Genomic DNA, 19,047 nt, shown 5'->3' on the forward strand with positions numbered 1-19,047 from the left:
TTGAGGTCTTTGGTGAAAAGCACACGAAAGGGTGATCGCTCACTTCGCCCCAATTGACGCCTTATCGGAAAGAAATGGGCTCTCCCTGGGAAGTTGCGTGCAGAGCCCGACCGAAAGGGAGCGAACCCCTGTCATCGGGTCCGGCTCCGCAGGGCTGTCAGCAGGTACGCGCACAACAGCGCGACGAGCGTCAACGCCAGAGCACCGCCCACGGGTTGGGCGATCATCCGCGCCACGGCGGCCAGGTAGCGGTCACCGCCGAAGGGCCACTGGAGCAGGAAGAGCCGGCGCAGCCGGGCGGGCAGACCGGCGGCGTTCCACGCCTTCCCTCCCATCGCCCACTGCACCAGGGGTACGACGAGCACCGGTACGGAGAGCACGGCCGCGAGCCCTCCCGTGGTGGATCGGAACACCCCTCCGGCCAGCACGCCGGCCCAGGCGCATCCCACCACGAGGCTGATCCAACTCACGCTCAGCCAGAGCCAGTCGCCAGGAACCTGGGTGAGTTCCTGCCCGTACACGGCATAGAGCACTTCGGCGTTGCAGCCGACCGTGAGGAAGGCGAGCAGCAGCGCGGTCGCGGTGGCCACGATCAGCTTCGCGGTGAGCAGCCCGAGCCGGCGCGGGACGGTGCCCCGGTCCGCCGCCAGCGCAGGGTGGCGGAACTCGTCGCCGAAGGCGAGCGCGCCGAGCAGCCCGGCGCCGAGCGCCGCCGGCGGCAGGGGCAGTTGCTCCGGCCATGCCGCCAGCAGCCGGGGCTGGGGGGCGTGGCCCATCCGCCCCATGACCAGGGCCGTGACGGCGGAGCAGACGAGGACGGCGGCACCGACGAGGAAGCCGGTGCGCACACCGGCGGCTCGACGCAGCTCGTACCGCAGGGGGCGCAGGGGGCTGGGGCCGGGGCGCACGGAGATCGGGGGCGGGAGAGCGGACGAGGCATCGAGCGCGGCGGCCTCGGCGGGGCGAGGGGTCGGGATCGAGGGCTGCGCGGGTGCGGGATGTCCGGTCACGGGGCGCGCGGCCGCGGGATGCCCGTTCGCGGGGCGCGCGGCCGCGGGATGGCCGGTCGCAGGCTGCCCGGCCGCTGGGTGCGCGTTCGTGGGGTGGCCGTTCGGAGGCTGCCCGTTCGCGGAGTGGTCGGCCGCGGGGTGCGTGGCCGCCCGCTGCTCGGCGGGGGGTTGATCGGGTCGCGGGGTTGTCGCGGCGGCTCCGTCCAGGGCTTCCGCAGGTGCGGACGATTCCCGGGAGGGCGAGGAGGTGCGGGCGGCGCCAGGGGCGGTGGCGGTGGTCGTGCCCGTGGCGGCCCTGGCCTCGGAGTCGGCGGTCGAGTCGCGGGGTTCGGGGGCGGTGGCGGTGGCGGGGCCGAGGGCTTCGGAGCCGCTGGTCGAGTCGCGGGTTTCGAAGCCGACAGTGGAGTCGAGGGGCAGGGAAGCGGCGGCAGGGGTCCTGTCCTCGGGACTGGCGGCCGGTCCCGGCGGCTGGGAACCATGGGTGTGGGCCGCACCGCCGGGGTGGGTGGTGGCCCCCGAGGCACCGGCACCGGTGAGGGCGACCGGGTCGTCGGGGTGAGTGGTGATCTCCGGGCCATCGGAACCGGTCGTGAGATCCGGGCCGTCGGGACGAGCGACGGACGCCCCTTCGCCTGGGCCGGCCGCCGGAACTCGGCTTCCCGTGTGAGTCGCGGGGGAAGCCACCTTCGCCCGCGGCTCCAGGGGTACGCCGAGGGCGTGTGCGGTGCCTGACGCATTGTCGGGACGGGGAGTGACCGACGGCGTCTCGCTCGTGCCGACGAGCGGCTCCCCCGAGTGCGTGGTGACGGACGGTTCCTCCAAGCTCCGGCTGACGGAGCCGCCGTCTCCGGCCGAAGGGGCGTACGCGCTGTCTTCACCTCCCGCGAGCCGTGTCCCCTCGGAGCGCGAGACGGCTGCGGCGCTCGCCGCGAGAGCGGCCGCGGACGGCTGCCTCTTCCCCGCGGCCGGTACGACAGCGGACGGCTGCTGCCCGTCGGGGGGCGTCGTCACCGTGACCTCGGCCCGGGGCCCCTCGGCCGGCTCCGCGGCCGAAGGCGCTGAACCCGAACCGGCGCCCATGTCACCCACCTCGTCGGCGAGTTGGTGGATGAGGATGCCGTGACGGAACGCGGCCTCGCCGACATCGGCACACGTACTGCCGTAGACGAACAGACGGTTGCCACTCTCGCGTACGACCTCGACGGAGCGGCGGGCGGTACGGGCCTCCTTGGCCAGGAGGGCTCCGAGGCGGGAGGCGTGCGGGCTGCGCACGGCGACTCGGGGGCGCAGCCGGTGGCGGGCGAAGTCCGCGGCCTCCTGATCCGCGACGAGCCTGCCACGTTCGAGCGTGACGACACGGTCGGCGGCGCGGGCCGCCTCCTTGGGGTCGGCCGTGGTGAACAGGACCGTACCGCCCTGGTTCACGTGCGCCCGCAGCACGTCGTGCAGCCAACGACTTTCCCGCGCCGACAGTCCATCGGTGGGGGCGTCGAGCACCAGCGTGTGCGGGTCGCCCAGCAGGACACAGGCCAGGCCCAGCCGGCGGTCCACCCCTCGGGACAGAGTGCCCAGGCGCTCCTCTCGGAAGCTGACGAGCCCAACGGCCTCGAGGACTTGGTCGGCGCGTCGTGCCGGAAGACCGGCCGCGGCACAGAGCATGCGCAGATGGCCACGGACCGCGCGTGCGGGGTGTCCTGGGACGCCGCCCAGGAGAACGCCGACCTCGCGCGAGGGATGGGCGATGCGGTGCAGGGGGTGACCCCTGAAGTAGGTGATGCCACAGCCCTGTTGGAGCTCGAGCATGAGCCTGAGCGTCGTCGTCTTGCCCGAGCCCGCCGTTCCGAGGAGCGCGGTGACACGGCCCGCGTGCGCTTCGAAGGAAACGTCCTCGACGGAGGGCGGAAGGCCCTTACGGGAATCGCTGGTCAGTCCGAACGCCTGGATCACCCGCAGCAAGATAGCGCGTCATGTCTGGATTTTCCGGGTATCAGACCTCGCATTCGCCATCCGCTGGCGTTACTCGGCTCCCTTCTCCCATGGGGCAACAGGATCGGTTCAGCGGGCCCGGCGTCCGACTTGGGGAACGCGCCGACTCACGACGGCGACGGGCGGACGCGGGTCAGACCTCCGGGCGCAGCATCGGCGGGTTGAGCAGGGTGGCTCCCCCGGCCCGGAAGAGCTGGGCCGGCCGGCCGCCCTGGCGGGTGGTCGTCCCTCCGGTCGGCACGAGGAAGCCCGGGGTGCCCGTCACCTTGCGGTGGAAGTTGCGCGGGTCGAGGGCCACGCCCCACACCCCCTCGTAGACACGGCGCAGTTCACCGACGGTGAACTCGGCCGGACAGAACGCGGTCGCCAGCGAGGAGTACTCGATCTTCGAGCGGGCCCGTTCCACTCCGTCCGCGAGGATCTGGGCGTGATCGAAGGCCAGCGGCGCCACCGGCTCTCCGTCACGGCCGTAGCCGCCCTGTTGCAGCAGTTCCTCCACGGGCGCCCAACGGGCGTGTTCGGCGTCGCCGCCCGCCCGAGGCGCGGGCAGGTCGGGAGCCAGGGCGAGGTGAGCGACGCTGACGACCCTCATCCGCGGGTCACGCTTGGGGTCGCCGTAGGTCGCGAGCTGCTCCAGGTGCGCGCCATTGTCCTGGACCGGGGCGAACGGGTCGTGCACGCACAGCCCGGTCTCCTCCGCCAGCTCCCGCGCCGCCGCCTGCGCCAGATCCTCATCGGCCCGCACGAAGCCCCCGGGAAGCGCCCACCGGCCCTGGAACGGCGGCTCACCTCTGCGTACCGCCAGCGCGCACAGGGAATGACGGCGCACGGTCAGCACGACCAGGTCCACGGTGACGGCGAAAGGCGGAAAGGCTGACGGGTCGTAGGGCATGCCGCGATCATAGTCGTCTGCCTGACGATAAACACTCCCTTCGCCGGTCGCATCGATGGCTGATCCACATCGGTCCTCCGCTCCCCCGCGAGCCCCACGGGCGTTCCTTCACGGGCGCTTCTCGGCAGCGCCGCTCCCCCGGTCGGCACCCGGCTTGTCGGCGCCTCGGCGACGTGAACCACCCCGTCCCGAAGTGCGCGTACGCGGACGACCCGGCGCCCTGGAGGGACCCGGGCATGCGCCGTCGGTCCGCGAGGTCGCGGGGCGCGACCCGGCCGGGGCGGGTCCGTCCACGCGCGTCCGGCGACAACTGCGGGACGCCGGGTCCGGCGCCGTCGGGGCAGCGTCTCCATCGGTTCCGATCGCCTCGTGCGACACCGTCGCGACCACGTCGGCCCCTGCGGCCGCTTCGCCCCGGGCGGCCGCTTCGCCCTGCGGCGTCGCGGCCCCGGCCGTTGCCGCTGCCGCTGCCGCACCGGCGTCCGCGGTTTTCGACCGTGCGCGTCCCTGTCGCTCGGCGCGCAGGCAGCGCCGGACCGACTCGGGGTCGAGTCCCTCGTTGCAGGCCTGGTGCAGGAGGCGGGCGAAGAGGTAGTCGGGGTCCGCGCCCAGTGCCATGGCCAGGGCCTCCCGGGCCTCCAGTTGGTCCCCGGCCGACCAGGCCACCCAGCCGGCGAGGGTCAGGGGAGCCGCGGCGTGCTCTCCGTACGGGCCGACACAACGGCGGGCGAGCGCTCGCCACAGCCGCAGCGCCGGATCGGCCTCGCCTCCCTCCATCCACTCGGCAGCGCGGTCCCGTGTCGTACGGTCCTGGAGGCCCAGGATCAGCGATGCCGCTTCGTCGTGGTCGAGCAGTTGGTCGTCACGGAGGTCCGCACGGGCGTCACCGGGCAGGAAGGGCACCTCGGCGAACCGGGTCATGACGCGCTCGGCGAGCTTCAGGGTCTCCTCGGCCACCGACGCGCGCTCGGCCTCGTCGAGGATCCTGGGCACCAGGGACAGCCCGGCGGCGTCCAGGGCGATCTCCTGTTCCAGGGCCGCGGCGGTCTCCCAGGGCAGCAGCCTGGCCCGCAGCTCCTTCAGGCTGCCTCTGACCTGGATGCCCGCGTACGCCGCCGCGGCGGCCAGCACGGAGGTGCCGGGCAGCCCCATGGGCAGTCCGTCGTCGGGGCAGCATCCCTCGGTCGGGCAGCAGTACGACCAGAAGCGCCCGTCGGAGATGCACAGCGCCTCGATCACGGGGACGTCGAGGTGGCCGCATTCCGTACGCAGTTTCTGGGCCAGCGGCTCCAGCCGCCGCACGACGTCTCGGCCCGACTCGCCCGCCGCCGGCTCCTGGCAGAGGAAGGCCACCATCCGCTCGGGCTTGGCTCCTCTGCGCTCGCTGACGGTGATCAGGCCGTGGGCCAGCTGACGGGCGGCGAAGGGCCAGTCGTCCTTGCCGGTGGGAATGCCGAGCCGTGCACGGCCACCGAACCGGCCGCGCCCGCCCCGGTCGTTCAGCGCGACCAGGACGATGCTGTCCTCGGGGCGGTACCCGAGGAGATACGGCAGGGCGTCGGCGAGCTCGGCCGGGGTGCGGAGGGTGACCTGGTGTTCGGGGGCGGATCCGTCGTACGCGATGTCACCGTTTTCGAAGGATCCGGTCGTTTCGCTGTGATTCGTCATGTGCCGACGATCTCGCGGATCGCAGAAGTCCGCTTGGGCCTGTGGACAACTCTGGACGGGGACACGTCAACCGCGGCCCGCGTTCCAGCTCCGGCTCCGGTTCCGGCTTCGGCTCCCGCTCCGGCCCGATGCCCGCCCACCTCAGGTCTTTCCCGGTTGTCAGTGCCGTCCTGTTGTATGGGACGCATGGAGCACACGAGCAACGCGGACCTCAGGAAGGCGGCCGACGCGGTCCTCGCCCGTCTGGTCGGCGACGGCACGGGCACGGCCCGACTGCGCGAGGACCAGTGGAAGGCGATCGAGGCCCTGGTCGCGGACCGTCGCCGGGCCCTGGTCGTGCAGCGCACCGGCTGGGGCAAGTCCGCGGTCTATTTCGTGGCCACCTCCCTGCTCCGGGCCCGCCGAAGCGGCCCCACCGTGATCGTCTCCCCGCTGCTCGCCCTCATGCGCAACCAGGTCGAGGCCGCGGCCCGTGCCGGCATCCACGCCCGGACGATCAACTCGGCGAACACCGAGGAATGGGACACCGTTCAGGGCGAGATCGCCGAAGGGGCGGTCGACGTCCTGCTGGTCAGCCCCGAGCGGCTCAACAACCCGGACTTCCGCGACCAGGTCCTGCCCAAGCTCGCCGCGGCGACAGGACTGCTCGTGGTGGACGAGGCGCACTGCATCTCCGACTGGGGCCACGACTTCCGCCCGGACTACCGGCGGCTGCGCACCATGCTCACCGAGCTCCCGCCCGGTGTCCCCGTCCTCGCCACCACCGCCACCGCCAACGCGCGCGTGATCGCGGACGTCGCGGAACAGCTGGGGACAGGCGACGCCTTCGACACCCTGGTGCTGCGTGGTCCGCTGGACCGGGAGAGCCTCAGCCTGAACGTGCTGCGGCTGCCGGACGCCGCGCACCGGATGGCCTGGCTCGCCGACCACATAGGAGAGCTGCCGGGCTCCGGAATCGTCTACACGCTCACGGTCGCCGCGGCCGAGGAGGTCACCGCCTTCCTGCGGCAGCGCGGCCACACGGTCGCGTCCTACACGGGCAAGACGGAGAACGCCGACCGGCAGCAGGCCGAGGAGGACCTGCTCGCGAACAAGGTCAAGGCCCTGGTCGCCACCTCGGCGCTGGGCATGGGCTTCGACAAGCCCGACCTCGGCTTCGTCGTGCACCTGGGGTCGCCGTCCTCCCCCATCGCCTACTACCAGCAGGTGGGCCGTGCGGGCCGTGGCGTGGAGCACGCCGAAGTGCTCCTGCTTCCCGGGAAGGAGGACGAGGCGATCTGGGAGTACTTCGCGTCGCTCGCCTTCCCTTCCGAGGAACTGGTGCGCCGCACCCTCGACGTGCTCGCCCGCGCTGAGGGGCCGCTGTCGCTGCCCGCTCTGGAGCCCCTGGTCGAGCTGCGCCGTTCCCGGCTCGAGGCGATGCTCAAAGTGCTGGACGTGGACGGAGCGGTCAAGCGGGTCAAGGGCGGCTGGACCGCGACCGGCCAACCGTGGACGTACGACGCGCAACGATACGAGTGGGTCGCGCGGCAGCGGGAGGCCGAGCAGCAGGCGATGCGCGACTACGCGGCGGAGACGGGCTGCCGTATGGAGTTCCTGCAGCGCCGGCTCGACGACAACAGCGCCAGGCCCTGCGGTCGCTGCGACAACTGCGCGGGCGCCCGTTTCACCGCGGACACCTCCACCGCGGCGCTGGACGCCGCGCGCGTGGACCTCGGCCGGGCCGGTGTGGAGGTGCAGCCCCGACGTATGTGGCCGACGGGCCTGCAGGCGGTCGGCGTCGATCTCAGGGGACGCATCCCGGCAGGTGAACAGGCCGCTGAGGGGCGAGGTCTGGGACGCCTCTCGGACATCGGCTGGGGCAACCGGCTGCGGCCGATGCTCGCGTCCCAGACACCCGACGCTTCCCTGCCGGAGGACGTGGCGCGCGCGGTGGTGGGCGTACTGGCCGACTGGGCGAAAGGACCCGGCGGCTGGGCCCCGGGCGCGGCGGAGGCGCGGCCGCGCCCGGTCGGCGTCGTCACCATGCCCTCTCGCACCCGGCCCCGGCTGATCCACTCCCTGGGCGCGTACATCTCGGAGGTCGGCCGCCTGCCGCTGCTGGGTGGCGTGGAGTACACGCCGGACGCACGGCGGGTGCCGCGGAGCAACAGCGCCCAGCGTCTGAAGGCCCTGGACGGGGCGCTGACCGTACCGCCCGCCCTGGCCTCCGCCCTGGCCGACAATCCCGGCCCCGTGCTGCTCGTGGACGACTTCACCGAGACCGGCTGGACCCTCGCGATCGCCGCCCGCCTGCTCAGAAGGTCCGGCACGCAGGCGGTGATGCCACTGGTCCTGGCGGTGCAGGGCTGATGGCACACGTCTGCGGCCCACGCGCACGACGCGGGCGGTCCCAGGAGTCGCGGGACGAGCGCCGGGTAGGGATATACGCCGTGGGTCGCCCGATAACGGCCGGTGCCCTCAATTGCTCGTTGCCGCATCCCAGTTCGACAGGAAGAATTGAAGTCCGCTCCCCGCACGGCTCAGCCGTTGGCCGGTAGGGCTCTCCTGCGGTGTGCGCTCCCCCGAATCCGATCCCGCCCGCTGTGTGGGCGCGTAGCCGAAGGGAGGAACGTGACCTTCGGATTCGCTCCGTCCTCGGCGGCATCGTTGTCGACGTCCGCCACCTCCGTCCACCGTGTGCTCGAACCCTCGGAGTGGGCGGCCGCGGGCATCCCTCTGCTGCGCAATCCGCGTGAGGTCGTCAGCGGACTGCACGCCCGGCACCACCCCAGGCCCGCCACCGCCGTGGTCGCGGTCCTGGACCTGGACGAGCGGCTGCGGGCGAGCGCCTCCTTCGCCCGCCGCTCGGCGCCCGCCGACGGCTGGATGTTCCGCAACGCGCTGCTGGCCCAACTGCGCCAGGTCATCCCGCACGACCTGCGGCGCCGTACCCCGGTGCGCACCGCCGTACTGCTCTACTGCCGTGACGGGGACACGCGTTGGACCGAGGAGGACGGGGCGTGGATGTGGGGACTGCGTGACGCCTGCACGCTGCACGGGCTGCGCTGCGGGGCGTATATCACGCTGACCCGGGACGGCTGGCAGGTCCTCGGCGAGGGCCGAGGGGGCCGGCGGCCGCACGCGTACTCGGCACCCGAGCCCTTCGGCACCGCCGAGGCTCCGTCCCCGCTTCCGCGCACCGGCGGCGCCGCCTCCGAGGTGCTGCGCCGCGCGGCGGCCCGCTGACGGACGGCACTCCCCGTCGTCCGCTCATGCCGGACGGCCGACCGGGGTGCGCACGCCGAAGGCCCCGCCGCCGGTCTTACGGCGCCGCAGGCACGACGTCACCTTTCTTCGGCCCCCGGACGAGCGCAGGACCGTCGGACGGACTCAAGGTCGCACGGACTCGAGGCCGTACGGGCCCAGGACCGCCGGACGGGCCGGACGCGGCTCAGACAGCCGCGCCCAGCACCGAGTTGATCTGCTGCGGGTCACCGCAGACGACCAGCAGCGCGTCGGCCTTGGCGTGCGCCAGGGACAGAGCCGTGGCACCAGCGGCCTCGGGGCCGCCGTTGACCGCGACCACGACCACGGGGCGGGACGTGGCACGCGAGGCCACGGCGGCGTCCGCGTAGAACACGTCGTCGCGCGCGTCGTGCTGCGCCCAGTAGGACGCCTCACCGAAGGACAGTTCGTGCGCGGCCCACGGATGCGACCCACCGGTGGTGATCACCAGCACGTCGCCGGGGGTACGGCCCGACTCCAGGAGCAGGTCGACCGCTTCCTCGGCGGCGTCGAGCGCGCCGTCGGCGGAAGCCGGAACGAGTTGGATCTGAGGGGTCGCCGAGGCGGCGGGGGCGGTCGGCCGCGCCGGTGCGGGCTTGGCCGGGACCGATTCCCGCGACGTGCGCTGCGCCGGCGGCGCGGGCCGTGCGGGACCTGGACGACCGGGGCGCGGCGGAGCCGCGGGACGGGGGCCGGGAACGGGGCGGGGGGTCGGCGCGGTGCGGCCGGCGGACGGCGTGGCGCGGGGACCCTGGGCACTCTCGTGAATCTGAGGCTCCTCGGGAATGAGAGGCATGGGCTGATATTTATCAAACGTTGGTGCGGCTCGCGTGGGCGGGTGGCACATCGGGCCGAGCGGAACGATCAGAAGTCGAAGCCGAGCTGACCTTCGACCTCCGGAACGCCTCCGTCTGCCCAGACACGGACCTTCTTGAGGTGCCGCCACCGGGGCAGCGCATCAAGATACGCCCACGACAACCGGTGGTACGGGGTGGGTCCCCGCTCCTCCAGCGCGGCCTTGTGCACGGGCGACGGATATCCGGCATTGGCCGCAAAGCCGAAGTCTGCATGCTCGATACCCAGTTCGGCCATCATTTTGTCGCGGTGGACCTTGGCGATCACCGAAGCGGCCGCGACGGCCACGCACGACTGGTCGCCCTTGATGACCGTACGGACCCTCCAGGGGGCGCCGAGGTAGTCGTGCTTCCCGTCGAGGATGACCGCGTCCGGGGGGATGGGCAGTCCCTCCAGGGCGCGCACGGCCGCGAGCCGCAGTGCCGCCGTCATCCCCAGGTTGTCGATCTCCTCCGGAGAGGAGCTTCCGAGGGCGTACGCGGTCACCCACGTCTGCAGTACCGCCGCGAGTTCGGTGCGTCGCTTGACGGTCAGCAGTTTCGAGTCGGTGAGCCCGACGGGCGGCCGGCGCAGTCCGGTGACCGCCGCGCAGACGGTGACGGGGCCGGCCCAAGCGCCGCGCCCCACCTCGTCGACACCGGCAATGACCTTCGCTCCGGTCGTGGCCCTGAGAGAGCGCTCGACGGTGTGAGTGGGTGGTTCGTACGGCATGGCGCCCTTAGCGTACGCTGCCCGGATCCCGCTGCGACACCCCGGTTTCCCTGGAGAACCGCGACGTCCCGCACCCGGATTGCCAGGGGTTGGTCGGGGGCGGCGGCGGAACCATCGACCGACCGGTCACCCCTTCGCGATCACGGCCCCTTCGTTCGCTCATGCACATCCCGGTGCGGGTGCGTCATCGCAGTCCGGACGACTTCGCGCACAAGGCTGTTCGCCGCGTCGGACCTCGCTTCACCCACCTGCATTCCCGGGATTACGACGTCCAGAAGAAGCCTGATCGTCGACTCGACCGCCCCGTCGGAGGTCGCGTTTGGAACCACTCCGCCCACGTCGGGTCGCATTCGTGAATCGATGCGCGAAGCTCGAAGCCGGGACGCTCCAAGCGCTCGCCCCCTGCGCCGACAACGACCCGCAAGCCGGAGGTCACACGGACATCGGGACCCAGTCGGGCAGCGCCTCCGTGCGCCGCACCCACTCGGCGGGCGGCGCCCCGGTCTTCCCCGAGGCGAGCACGCCGCCCACGATGGCGCAGGTGGTGTCCACGTCGCCGCCGGCCCGGGCGGTCGTCCAGAACGCGTCCTCGAAGTCGGCAAGACACCTGGCGGCGGACCAGAGCGCGAAGGGCACCGTGTCGTGCGCCGTCGTGCGCCGTCCGCTGCCGAGGACCGCGGCGACGGTGGCCACATCGCCGTAGTCGAGCATGTCGCGGGCACGCCGCAGGCCGGCACCGACGGCGCTCCTGGCCGGTACGAGGTCGATGACGCCACCGAGCAGTGCCTCCGCGCTCGGCGGTCCGCCGGGTGCGGCGGCCAGCGCGGCGGCCGCTGCCACGGCCATGGCACCCACGACGGCCTCACGATGCTGGTGGGTGGGGTAGGCGGAGATCTCGGCCTGGTGGGTGGCCTGCTCCGGGTCGTCCGCGTACCAGGCACCCAGGGGCGCCGTGCGCATCGCGGCGCCGCTCCCCCACGATCCGTGCCCCTTGAACAGCGCGGGCGCCAGCGTGCGCCAGTCGCCGCCCTCACTGATCCGCCGCAGCAGACCGGCCGTCCCCGCGCCGTACCCGCGCTCCGGTGCGTGGCGCCGGGCGAAGGACTCGGCCAGGGCGTCCTGGTCGACACGATGATGGGCGGCCAGGACGGTGACGACGGAGCAGGCCATCTCGGTGTCATCCGTCCACTGCCACGGGCCGGACGGCAGCTCGCGGCGCCTGAGCAGCGGGTAGTTCACCGGAGCGAAGAACTGCGAGCCCAGCGCGTCCCCCACCGCGAGCCCGCGCATGCTGGCCAGGGCGCGCTCCAGGCGCACGCCCGGAGAAGAGTCAGGGGTCATCGCTCAGCCGCTCCATCCAGTGATCCCGTATGATCCCGGCTCACGCCACTGCTCGAACGGACGATCGAGCGTGTACCTGCCGTCGTCCCCGAGAACGAGCATCCGCATCTCGGCGTTCCCCGGGTTCGAAAGGCTCTCGAACTCGGCGACGGTCCAGTGGAACCAGCGCATGCAGAAGAGCCGCATGGCGAGGCCGTGGGTCACCAGGAGGACGTTGGGCGGGTGGCCGGGGTCCTCGAAGCTGCGGAAGAGGCTCTCCAGGAAGCCGCCGACCCGGTCGTAGACGTCGGCTCCGGACTCGCCCTGGGCGAAGCGGTAGAAGAAGTGCCCGTAGGTGTCCCGGTAGGTCTTCTGGAGGCGCACGTCGTCGCACTCCTGCCAGTTCCCCCAGTCCTGCTCGCGCAGTCGCGGCTCTTCGCGCACGCGTATGAGATCGGGGTCCAGCTGGAAGGAGTGGAGGGTCTCGTGGGTACGCCGGTAGGGGGAGACGTAGACGCTCACGCGTTCGCGTCCGAACAGGTCCCGCAGTTCCTTGCCGGTCACCTCGGCCTGTCGCCGGCCCCGCTCGGTGAGCGCCAGCGCGTGGTCGGGTTCGCGCTCGTACACGGTGTCATCGACGTTGCCCGTTGACTCGCCGTGCCGGACAAGGATGATGCGCCGTGGTCGTGCCATGCCAGAACAGTAGATCGGGTCGGCGCCGATCGAGGACTCCAGCGGGCCCGGTACGGCGCAGATCACACAAATCGTGCGGCCCGCGCCACACAAGCCTGTGGGCGACCGTCCGCCGTCAAACCGTCCAGGCGCTCTCGAGTTCCACGATGTCGCCCGTGAGCGACGCTACGTCGGCCTCCGTCTGGGCGCGCAGCGCCAGGCGCTCCACGCGCTCCGTACGGTACTTGCCGTGCTCGGCGGAGGACTGCCACATGGACAGCACGAGGAACTCGTTGCCGGGAGCCTCACCGAACAGGCCGCGCACCATGCCGGGCGAGCCGGCCATCGCCGGGTTCCAGACCTTCTCCTGCATCAGCGTGAAGTGCTCGGTGCGCTCCTCGTGGACCCGGCAGAGGGCGACCCGCAGCAGGTCCGCGTCCGCGAAGCGGGGTTCGAAGCCCGTCTTCACGTCGAACCGGTAGTCGAACAGGCGGACCTGGGCGTCCTTGAAGGTGCCGGCCTGTGCCGCCGCCAGCCGGTCGTGGGAGCGGGCCATGAAGGAGTCGTAGAAGGCACGGCTCTCCCAGAAGGCGAAGAGGTGCGCGACACCCGGCCGTCCCCGGCTCCACCCGCCCCCCTGTCCCCGAAACCCCGGCTCCCCCAGAAGCCCCGCCCACTTCCGCTGCCCCCGCTCGAAGCCCGGGCGGTCCACCACGGTGCAGCGAATCCACTTGACCAGCACCGCGCCATCGTAAGGCCCTGCGACGTGGCGTTGGTCACTCCTGTGGGGACAGCGCCCGCGCAAGCGCCCCCGCGCGCGTGGCACGATGGACAACAAGCGCCCATGGAACGGAAGTTGAGGCAGAGGGGCGCACAGGTCGGGCAAGGGGGAGTCAGATGAGCGGACTCAGCAAGGGGATCGGCAAGGTCGAGGTCGCGGTCAAGTGGGATCCCAGTCCCGCGGGGCAGCCACCCACTGATCTGGATCTGGTCGCCGCGGCCTACAGGGCCGGCGACCCGCATGGTGATCCGGCCTATGTGGTGCATTTCAACAGCCGTTCCCCCGACGGAACCATCTATCTCAACCGGGACAGCAGGGACGGCCAGGGCTTCGGGTGGGACGAGGTCATGATGCTCGAACTCGACCGGCTCGGCGACGGGTACGCGCGCGTGGTGGTCGGCGTCGTCATCCAGCAGCGTCCGGCGCACCGCACCTTCGCCGGCGTGCTCGGTCCGGGTATGCGCGTCCGTGAGGGGTACACCGTCCTCGCCGAGGACGACTTCGGCGGTGTGCTCGGAGCGACGGCGGCCACTGTCGCGGAGTTCGCGCGGAACGAGTCGGGCACCTGGGAGTTCCACCCCGGCGTCCTCGGCTTCGAGGACGACCCGGAGACCTTCACCCGCGCCATGGGCCGAGCGCACCCGTCGTAGCCACAACGCGTAAGGGGCGCGGCCCGTGGCCGACGCCCCTTACTTCACGGCGTTACCGTCAGATCAGCTGCAACCGCTGGTCGAGCCGCAGCCCTCGCAGATGTAGCAGGAGCCGGCCCGCTGCATCTTCGTACCGCAGGAGAAGCACAGCGGGGCGTCGGCCTGGATGCCCAGCTGCATCTCCACCAGCTCGGCGCTGGTGTGCGCCTGCTTGGGGGCGGGCTTGGCCGCCTCGACCTCGGCCTTCGGCGTGGCGACCGCCTTCAGGTCGGTCTGCCGGGGCGCCGACTGAGCCAGGCCCTCGACGTCGAGCTCGTCGTCCGTCGGCTCGTAGGAGCCGGTCTCGAGGTGGCGCTGACGCTCCTCGGCGGAGTGGATGCCGAGCGCGGAGCGCGTCTCGAAGGGCAGGAAGTCCAGCGCCAGGCGGCGGAAGATGTAGTCGACGATCGACTGCGCCATCCGCACGTCCGGGTCGTCGGTCATACCGGCCGGCTCGAAGCGCATGTTGGTGAACTTCGAGACGTACGTCTCCAGCGGTACACCGTACTGAAGGCCCACCGACACGGCGATCGAGAAGGCGTCCATCATTCCCGCGAGAGTCGAGCCCTGCTTGGACATCTTCAGGAAGACCTCGCCGAGACCGTCGTCCGGGTAGGAATTGGCGGTCATGTAGCCCTCGGCGCCGCCGACCGTGAAGGAGGTGGTGATGCCGGGCCGGCCCTTGGGGAGGCGCTTGCGGACCGGGCGGTACTCGACGACCTTCTCGACCGCGCTGCGGATCGTGCCCTCGGCCTTCTCGGTGATCTCGGCCTTCTCGTCCTCCTTCTTCTTGGCGGAGAGCGGCTGGCCGACCTTGCAGTTGTCGCGGTAGATGGCGAGCGCCTTGACGCCCAGCTTCCACGCCTCGAAGTAGATCTCCTCGACCTCTTCGACGGTCGCCGACTCCGGCATGTTGACCGTCTTGGAGATGGCGCCGGAGATCCACGGCTGGATCGCGGCCATCATGCGGACGTGGCCCATCGGGGAGATGGCGCGCTCGCCCATGGCGCAGTCGAACACCTCGTAGTGCTCGTGCTTGAGGCCGGGGGCGTCGATCACGTTGCCGTTCTCGGCGATGTGGGCGACGACCGCCTCGATCTGCTCCTCCTGGTAGCCCAGGCGGCGCAGGGCCTGCGGGACGGTGCCGTTGACGATCTGCATCGAGCCGCCGCCGACCAGCTTCTTGAACTTGACCAGCGCGAGGTCGGGCTCGACGCCCGTGGTGTCGCAGGACATGGCCAGGCCGATGGTGCCGGTGGGCGCGAGGACGGACGCCTGGGAGTTGCGGAAGCCGTTCTTCTCGCCGAGCCGCAGCACGTCCTGCCAGGCCTCCGTGGCGGCGGCCCAGACCGGCGTGTCCAGGTCGTCCATGCGGACGGCCGTGGTGTTGGCGTCGGCGTGCTGCTTCATCACCCGCAGGTGCGGCTGGGCGTTGCGGGCGTAGCCGTCGTACGGGCCGACGACCGCGGCGAGCTCGGCCGAGCGCTTGTAGGCGGTACCGGTCATCAGGGAGGTGATGGCACCGGCGAGGGCACGACCGCCGTCGGAGTCGTAGGCGTGGCCCGTCGCCATCAGCAGCGCGCCGAGGTTGGCGTAGCCGATGCCGAGCTGGCGGAACGCGCGCGTGTTCTCGCCGATCTTCTGAGTCGGGAAGTCCGCGAAGCAGATGGAGATGTCCATCGCCGTGATGACCAGCTCGACGACCTGGGCGAAGCGCTCGACCTGGAAGGACTGGTTGCCCTTGCCGTCGTCCTTGAGGAACTTCATCAGGTTCAGCGAGGCGAGGTTGCAGGACGTGTTGTCCAGGTGCATGTACTCGCTGCAGGGGTTCGAGCCGTTGATACGGCCGGACTCCGGGCAGGTGTGCCAGTGGTTGATCGTGTCGTCGTACTGGATGCCCGGGTCGGCGCAGGCCCAGGCGGCCTCGGCCATCTTCCGGAACAGGTCCTTGGCGTCGACCTGCTCGATGACCTCGCCGGTCATCCGCGCGCGCAGGCCGAACGTCCCGCCCTGCTCGACCGCCTTCATGAACGTGTCGTTCACACGGACCGAGTTGTTGGCGTTCTGGTACTGGACGGAGGTGATGTCATCGCCACCGAGGTCCATGTCGAAGCCCGCGTCGCGCAGGGCGCGGATCTTCTCCTCCTCCTTGACCTTGGTCTGGATGAAGTCCTCGATGTCGGGGTGGTCGACGTCGAGGATGACCATCTTGGCCGCACGGCGGGTGGCGCCGCCGGACTTGATGGTGCCGGCGGAGGCGTCGGCACCGCGCATGAAGGAGACGGGCCCGGAGGCGTTGCCGCCGGAGGAGAGCAGCTCCTTGGAGGAGCGGATGCGGGAGAGGTTCAGGCCGGCGCCCGAGCCACCCTTGAAGATCATGCCCTCTTCCTTGTACCAGTCGAGGATCGACTCCATGGAGTCGTCGACGGACAGGATGAAGCAGGCGGAGACCTGCTGGGGCTGCTTGGTGCCGACGTTGAACCAGACGGGGCTGTTGAAGCTGAAGATCTGGTGCAGGAGGGCGTAGGCCAGCTCGTGCTCGAAGATCTCGGCGTCGGCGGGCGAGGCGAAGTACTTGTTGTCCTCGCCGGCCTTCCGGTATGTCTTCACGATGCGGTCGATCAGCTGCTTGAGGCTGGTCTCGCGCTGCGGGGTGCCTACGGCACCGCGGAAGTACTTGCTGGTGACGATGTTGACCGCGTTCACCGACCAGAAGTCGGGGAACTCGACGCCACGCTGCTCGAAGTTCACCGAGCCGTCGCGCCAGTTGGTCATGACGACGTCACGGCGCTCCCAGGCCACCTCGTCGTAAGGGTGCACGCCGGGGGTGGTGTGGATGCGCTCGATACGCAGCCCCTTGCTGGCCTTGGCGCCCTTGGCTCGGGAACCTCGTGCCGGACCGCTCGCCGTCTCTGTCATGCCGCCTCCCTGTACGGGCGTAAACGCCCTGAAGTGCCCCTATGTTCCGGAGCACGGTGTTCTGTCTGGTGCCGCGGGCACCCTCGCTGCCGCCCGCGACAGGTCTTCCTCACCGCCGCTGAGCCGGGTCCGGACATGCCGTCCGGACCGGCCCGCTGCTCAGTCGGCGGTGCCTGCGGGCAGGGGGACCTCAGCCGTCCCGCCGCGCCCGCGGCCGTCTTCCTGGCACCCCTCACAAGCGCCGTCGCCGTCCTGCGCGGCGGGGTGTCCCGTTCCTTCCCTGAGTTCCGCGATGGCGGACTCGAAGTCCTCCAGCGAGTCGAACGCCCGGTAGACGGACGCGAACCGCAGATAGGCGACGAGGTCGAGCTCCTTCAGCGGGCCGAGTATGGCGAGCCCCACGTCATGAGCGGCCACCTCGGCGCTCCCGCTGGCGCGCACCGCCTCCTCGACCCGCTGGCCCAGCTGGGCGAGCGCGTCCTCGGTCACGGGCCGCCCCTGGCATGCCTTGCGCACGCCGTTGATGACCTTGATCCGGCTGAAGGACTCGGTGACTCCGGACCGCTTGACCACCATGAGCGAGCACGTCTCCACTGTCGTGAACCGACGGGAGCAGTCAGGGCACTGGCGGCGCCTGCGGATGGACGTGCCGTCGTCCGTCGTACGACTGTCGACCACGCGGCTGTCGGGGTGCCTGCAGAAGGGGCAGTGCATGGACCCCAACCCTCCTCACAGCAGACTCAATGGCCTCACCAGACCCACGGGCCCCGCGAAGCAGCCACAAGCATAGGCGATGAACGGCGGCCCGAAGACCGGGGGGAACACAATCTGTGGGCCGCTATAGCTATCCAACCACTACATGTGGGGATTGACTCCATACGGGCAGGCGATGCGCGCGTGTCGCGCGGATATGGCCGCGCGGCGTGCGCCGAAGCCGCCACGGGCGACACACCGGCGGCGCCCGCGCCCGCCGGGGAGCTTACGGAGATACCGTGAGCGCCGCACGGAGGACGCGTGGCACTCCCGGGCAGACGGGAGGCGGCACCCGGCTGACGGGACACCGGATGGCAGACTGGGGCGGCAACCCACGAGGTCGCCGTCCCGGCGGTGAAGAGTACAACAATGAACCCTTTTGCCAGCCGGGCACCGCGTTGCCTATACACCCAGAAACGCAAACAAGTCCGGCTGTCGGCGTTTTTTCACTCGAACGTGTGTTTGGCGCAACCTTTCGAAAGCAACTACCGTTGTGCCGGAGGGAGACCATCGAGAGGGGCCGACGTGACCACCACCGCAGACAGTGCCACCATCACTGCCCAGGACCGCTCCCAGGGCCGACTCGAGCCGGTGCATGCGATGAACGAAGCCACGAATCCCGAGGGGCACAAGCGCTCCCTGCCGGGCCGACCTCCGGGCATCCGGGCCGACAGCTCGGGCCTCACCGACCGTCAGCGCCGGGTGATCGAGGTCATCAGGGACTCCGTGCAGCGGCGCGGCTACCCGCCGTCCATGCGGGAGATCGGGCAGGCGGTCGGCCTCTCCAGCACCTCCTCGGTCGCACACCAGCTGATGGCGCTCGAGCGCAAGGGTTTCCTGCGACGTGATCCGCACCGTCCGCGCGCTTACGAGGTCCGCGGCTCGGACCAGGCCTCCGCGTTGCAGCCGACGGACACGGTGGGCAAGCCTGCCGCCTCCTACGTCCCTCTGGTCGGCCGGATCGCGGCCGGTGGCCCCATCCTCGCCGAGGAGTCGGTCGAGGACGTCTTCCCCCTCCCCCGGCAACTGGTCGGTGACGGAGAGCTGTTCGTCCTCAAGGTCGTCGGTGACTCGATGATCGAGGCCGCGATCTGCGACGGCGACTGGGTCACCGTCCGCCGCCAGCAGGTCGCCGAGAACGGCGACATCGTGGCCGCAATGATCGACGGCGAGGCCACCGTCAAGCGCTTCAAGCGCGAGGACGGGCACGTCTGGCTCCTCCCGCACAACGCGGCGTACGAGCCGATCCCGGGCGACGACGCGACCATCCTCGGCAAGGTGGTGGCGGTGCTGCGGCGCGTGTGAGAACCGCGCCGGGTGGGCTCGCCCACCTGCCCCTTGATCGGGCCCCGGGACCCCTGCGCCGGTTCCGGGGCTCCGTGCTGCGCCTCGCCCCCGTGCTGAACGGCCCGGGTCACGGCGCTTTCGGTGCGGGCGTACTACGCCGGTGTCCTCGGCATGACGGAGGTCCCCAAGCCGCCGGCTCTGGCCGCGCGCGGCGGCTGCTGGTTCCAGGCCGGGGCC

The 19,047-nt window shown here is 71.2% G+C and carries 14 protein-coding genes and 1 pseudogene; 5 read left to right on the forward strand and 10 right to left on the reverse strand.

Annotation, left to right across the window (positions count from 1 at the left end; all coding sequences use genetic code 11):
* Nucleotides 1–131 precede the first annotated feature (131 nt).
* From ACWEK3_RS26910 to ACWEK3_RS26920, 3 genes are all read right to left on the reverse strand, one after another.
* Entirely contained in the window at nucleotides 132–2,957 is a 2,826-nt protein-coding gene (locus ACWEK3_RS26910) for an ATP-binding cassette domain-containing protein (RefSeq protein ID WP_453250768.1), read from the reverse strand.
* A gap of 172 nt (nucleotides 2,958–3,129) precedes the next feature.
* The gene (locus ACWEK3_RS26915; RefSeq protein WP_361415251.1) at nucleotides 3,130–3,888 is read right to left on the reverse strand and encodes an NUDIX hydrolase; all 759 of its coding nucleotides are present in this window, start codon (nucleotides 3,886–3,888) and stop codon (nucleotides 3,130–3,132) included.
* 108 nt (nucleotides 3,889–3,996) lie between these two features.
* Nucleotides 3,997–5,556: a DUF4192 domain-containing protein gene (locus ACWEK3_RS26920; protein ID WP_453250769.1), complete on the reverse strand. Its 1,560-nt coding sequence runs from the start codon at nucleotides 5,554–5,556 to the stop codon at nucleotides 3,997–3,999.
* A 186-nt stretch (nucleotides 5,557–5,742) separates the two neighbouring features.
* Between ACWEK3_RS26920 and ACWEK3_RS26925 the strand changes: the two genes are divergently transcribed.
* Together ACWEK3_RS26925 and ACWEK3_RS26930 are read left to right on the forward strand one after the other, a co-directional pair.
* A complete protein-coding gene (locus ACWEK3_RS26925) occupies nucleotides 5,743–7,908 on the forward strand; it encodes a RecQ family ATP-dependent DNA helicase (protein ID WP_453250770.1) in 2,166 nt (721 codons plus the stop codon).
* 261 nt (nucleotides 7,909–8,169) lie between these two features.
* On the forward strand, nucleotides 8,170–8,784 hold the full coding sequence (locus tag ACWEK3_RS26930; RefSeq protein ID WP_390727330.1) for a hypothetical protein: 615 nt from the start codon (nucleotides 8,170–8,172) through the stop codon (nucleotides 8,782–8,784).
* A gap of 205 nt (nucleotides 8,785–8,989) precedes the next feature.
* Here the strand turns inward: ACWEK3_RS26930 and ACWEK3_RS26935 are convergent, their stop codons facing one another.
* From ACWEK3_RS26935 to ACWEK3_RS26955, 5 genes are all read right to left on the reverse strand, one after another.
* Nucleotides 8,990–9,619: a hypothetical protein gene (locus ACWEK3_RS26935; protein WP_450539917.1), complete on the reverse strand. Its 630-nt coding sequence runs from the start codon at nucleotides 9,617–9,619 to the stop codon at nucleotides 8,990–8,992.
* 68 nt (nucleotides 9,620–9,687) lie between these two features.
* The gene (locus tag ACWEK3_RS26940) at nucleotides 9,688–10,389 is read right to left on the reverse strand and encodes a ribonuclease HII (RefSeq protein ID WP_361415241.1); all 702 of its coding nucleotides are present in this window, start codon (nucleotides 10,387–10,389) and stop codon (nucleotides 9,688–9,690) included.
* 432 nt (nucleotides 10,390–10,821) lie between these two features.
* Nucleotides 10,822–11,730 (reverse strand): ADP-ribosylglycohydrolase family protein, encoded by a 909-nt coding sequence (locus ACWEK3_RS26945; RefSeq protein ID WP_450539919.1) that lies wholly within the window; start codon nucleotides 11,728–11,730, stop codon nucleotides 10,822–10,824.
* Between the two features lie 3 nt (nucleotides 11,731–11,733).
* Nucleotides 11,734–12,402: a histidine phosphatase family protein gene (locus tag ACWEK3_RS26950; RefSeq protein ID WP_450539921.1), complete on the reverse strand. Its 669-nt coding sequence runs from the start codon at nucleotides 12,400–12,402 to the stop codon at nucleotides 11,734–11,736.
* A 115-nt stretch (nucleotides 12,403–12,517) separates the two neighbouring features.
* The gene (locus ACWEK3_RS26955) at nucleotides 12,518–13,123 is read right to left on the reverse strand and encodes a YdbC family protein (RefSeq protein ID WP_450539922.1); all 606 of its coding nucleotides are present in this window, start codon (nucleotides 13,121–13,123) and stop codon (nucleotides 12,518–12,520) included.
* A gap of 155 nt (nucleotides 13,124–13,278) precedes the next feature.
* Between ACWEK3_RS26955 and ACWEK3_RS26960 the strand changes: the two genes are divergently transcribed.
* Nucleotides 13,279–13,812, forward strand: a complete 534-nt coding sequence (locus ACWEK3_RS26960; protein WP_384433362.1) for a TerD family protein — start codon at nucleotides 13,279–13,281, stop codon at nucleotides 13,810–13,812.
* A 63-nt stretch (nucleotides 13,813–13,875) separates the two neighbouring features.
* Here the strand turns inward: ACWEK3_RS26960 and ACWEK3_RS26965 are convergent, their stop codons facing one another.
* Together ACWEK3_RS26965 and nrdR are read right to left on the reverse strand one after the other, a co-directional pair.
* Complete coding sequence (locus ACWEK3_RS26965; protein ID WP_450539925.1) at nucleotides 13,876–16,770, reverse strand: vitamin B12-dependent ribonucleotide reductase; 2,895 nt, start codon at nucleotides 16,768–16,770, stop codon at nucleotides 13,876–13,878.
* Nucleotides 16,771–16,929: 159 nt separating this feature from the next.
* Nucleotides 16,930–17,484, reverse strand: coding sequence for a transcriptional regulator NrdR (nrdR, locus tag ACWEK3_RS26970; protein WP_376555772.1), 555 nt, complete (start codon nucleotides 17,482–17,484; stop codon nucleotides 16,930–16,932).
* 564 nt (nucleotides 17,485–18,048) lie between these two features.
* Between nrdR and lexA the strand changes: the two genes are divergently transcribed.
* Entirely contained in the window at nucleotides 18,049–18,828 is a 780-nt protein-coding gene (gene lexA, locus ACWEK3_RS26975; RefSeq protein ID WP_453250771.1) for a transcriptional repressor LexA, read from the forward strand.
* A gap of 123 nt (nucleotides 18,829–18,951) precedes the next feature.
* A pseudogene (locus ACWEK3_RS26980) lies at nucleotides 18,952–19,047 on the forward strand (glyoxalase); the annotation flags it as partial.

The sequence above is a fragment of the Streptomyces sp. NPDC004721 genome (assembly GCF_053601495.1).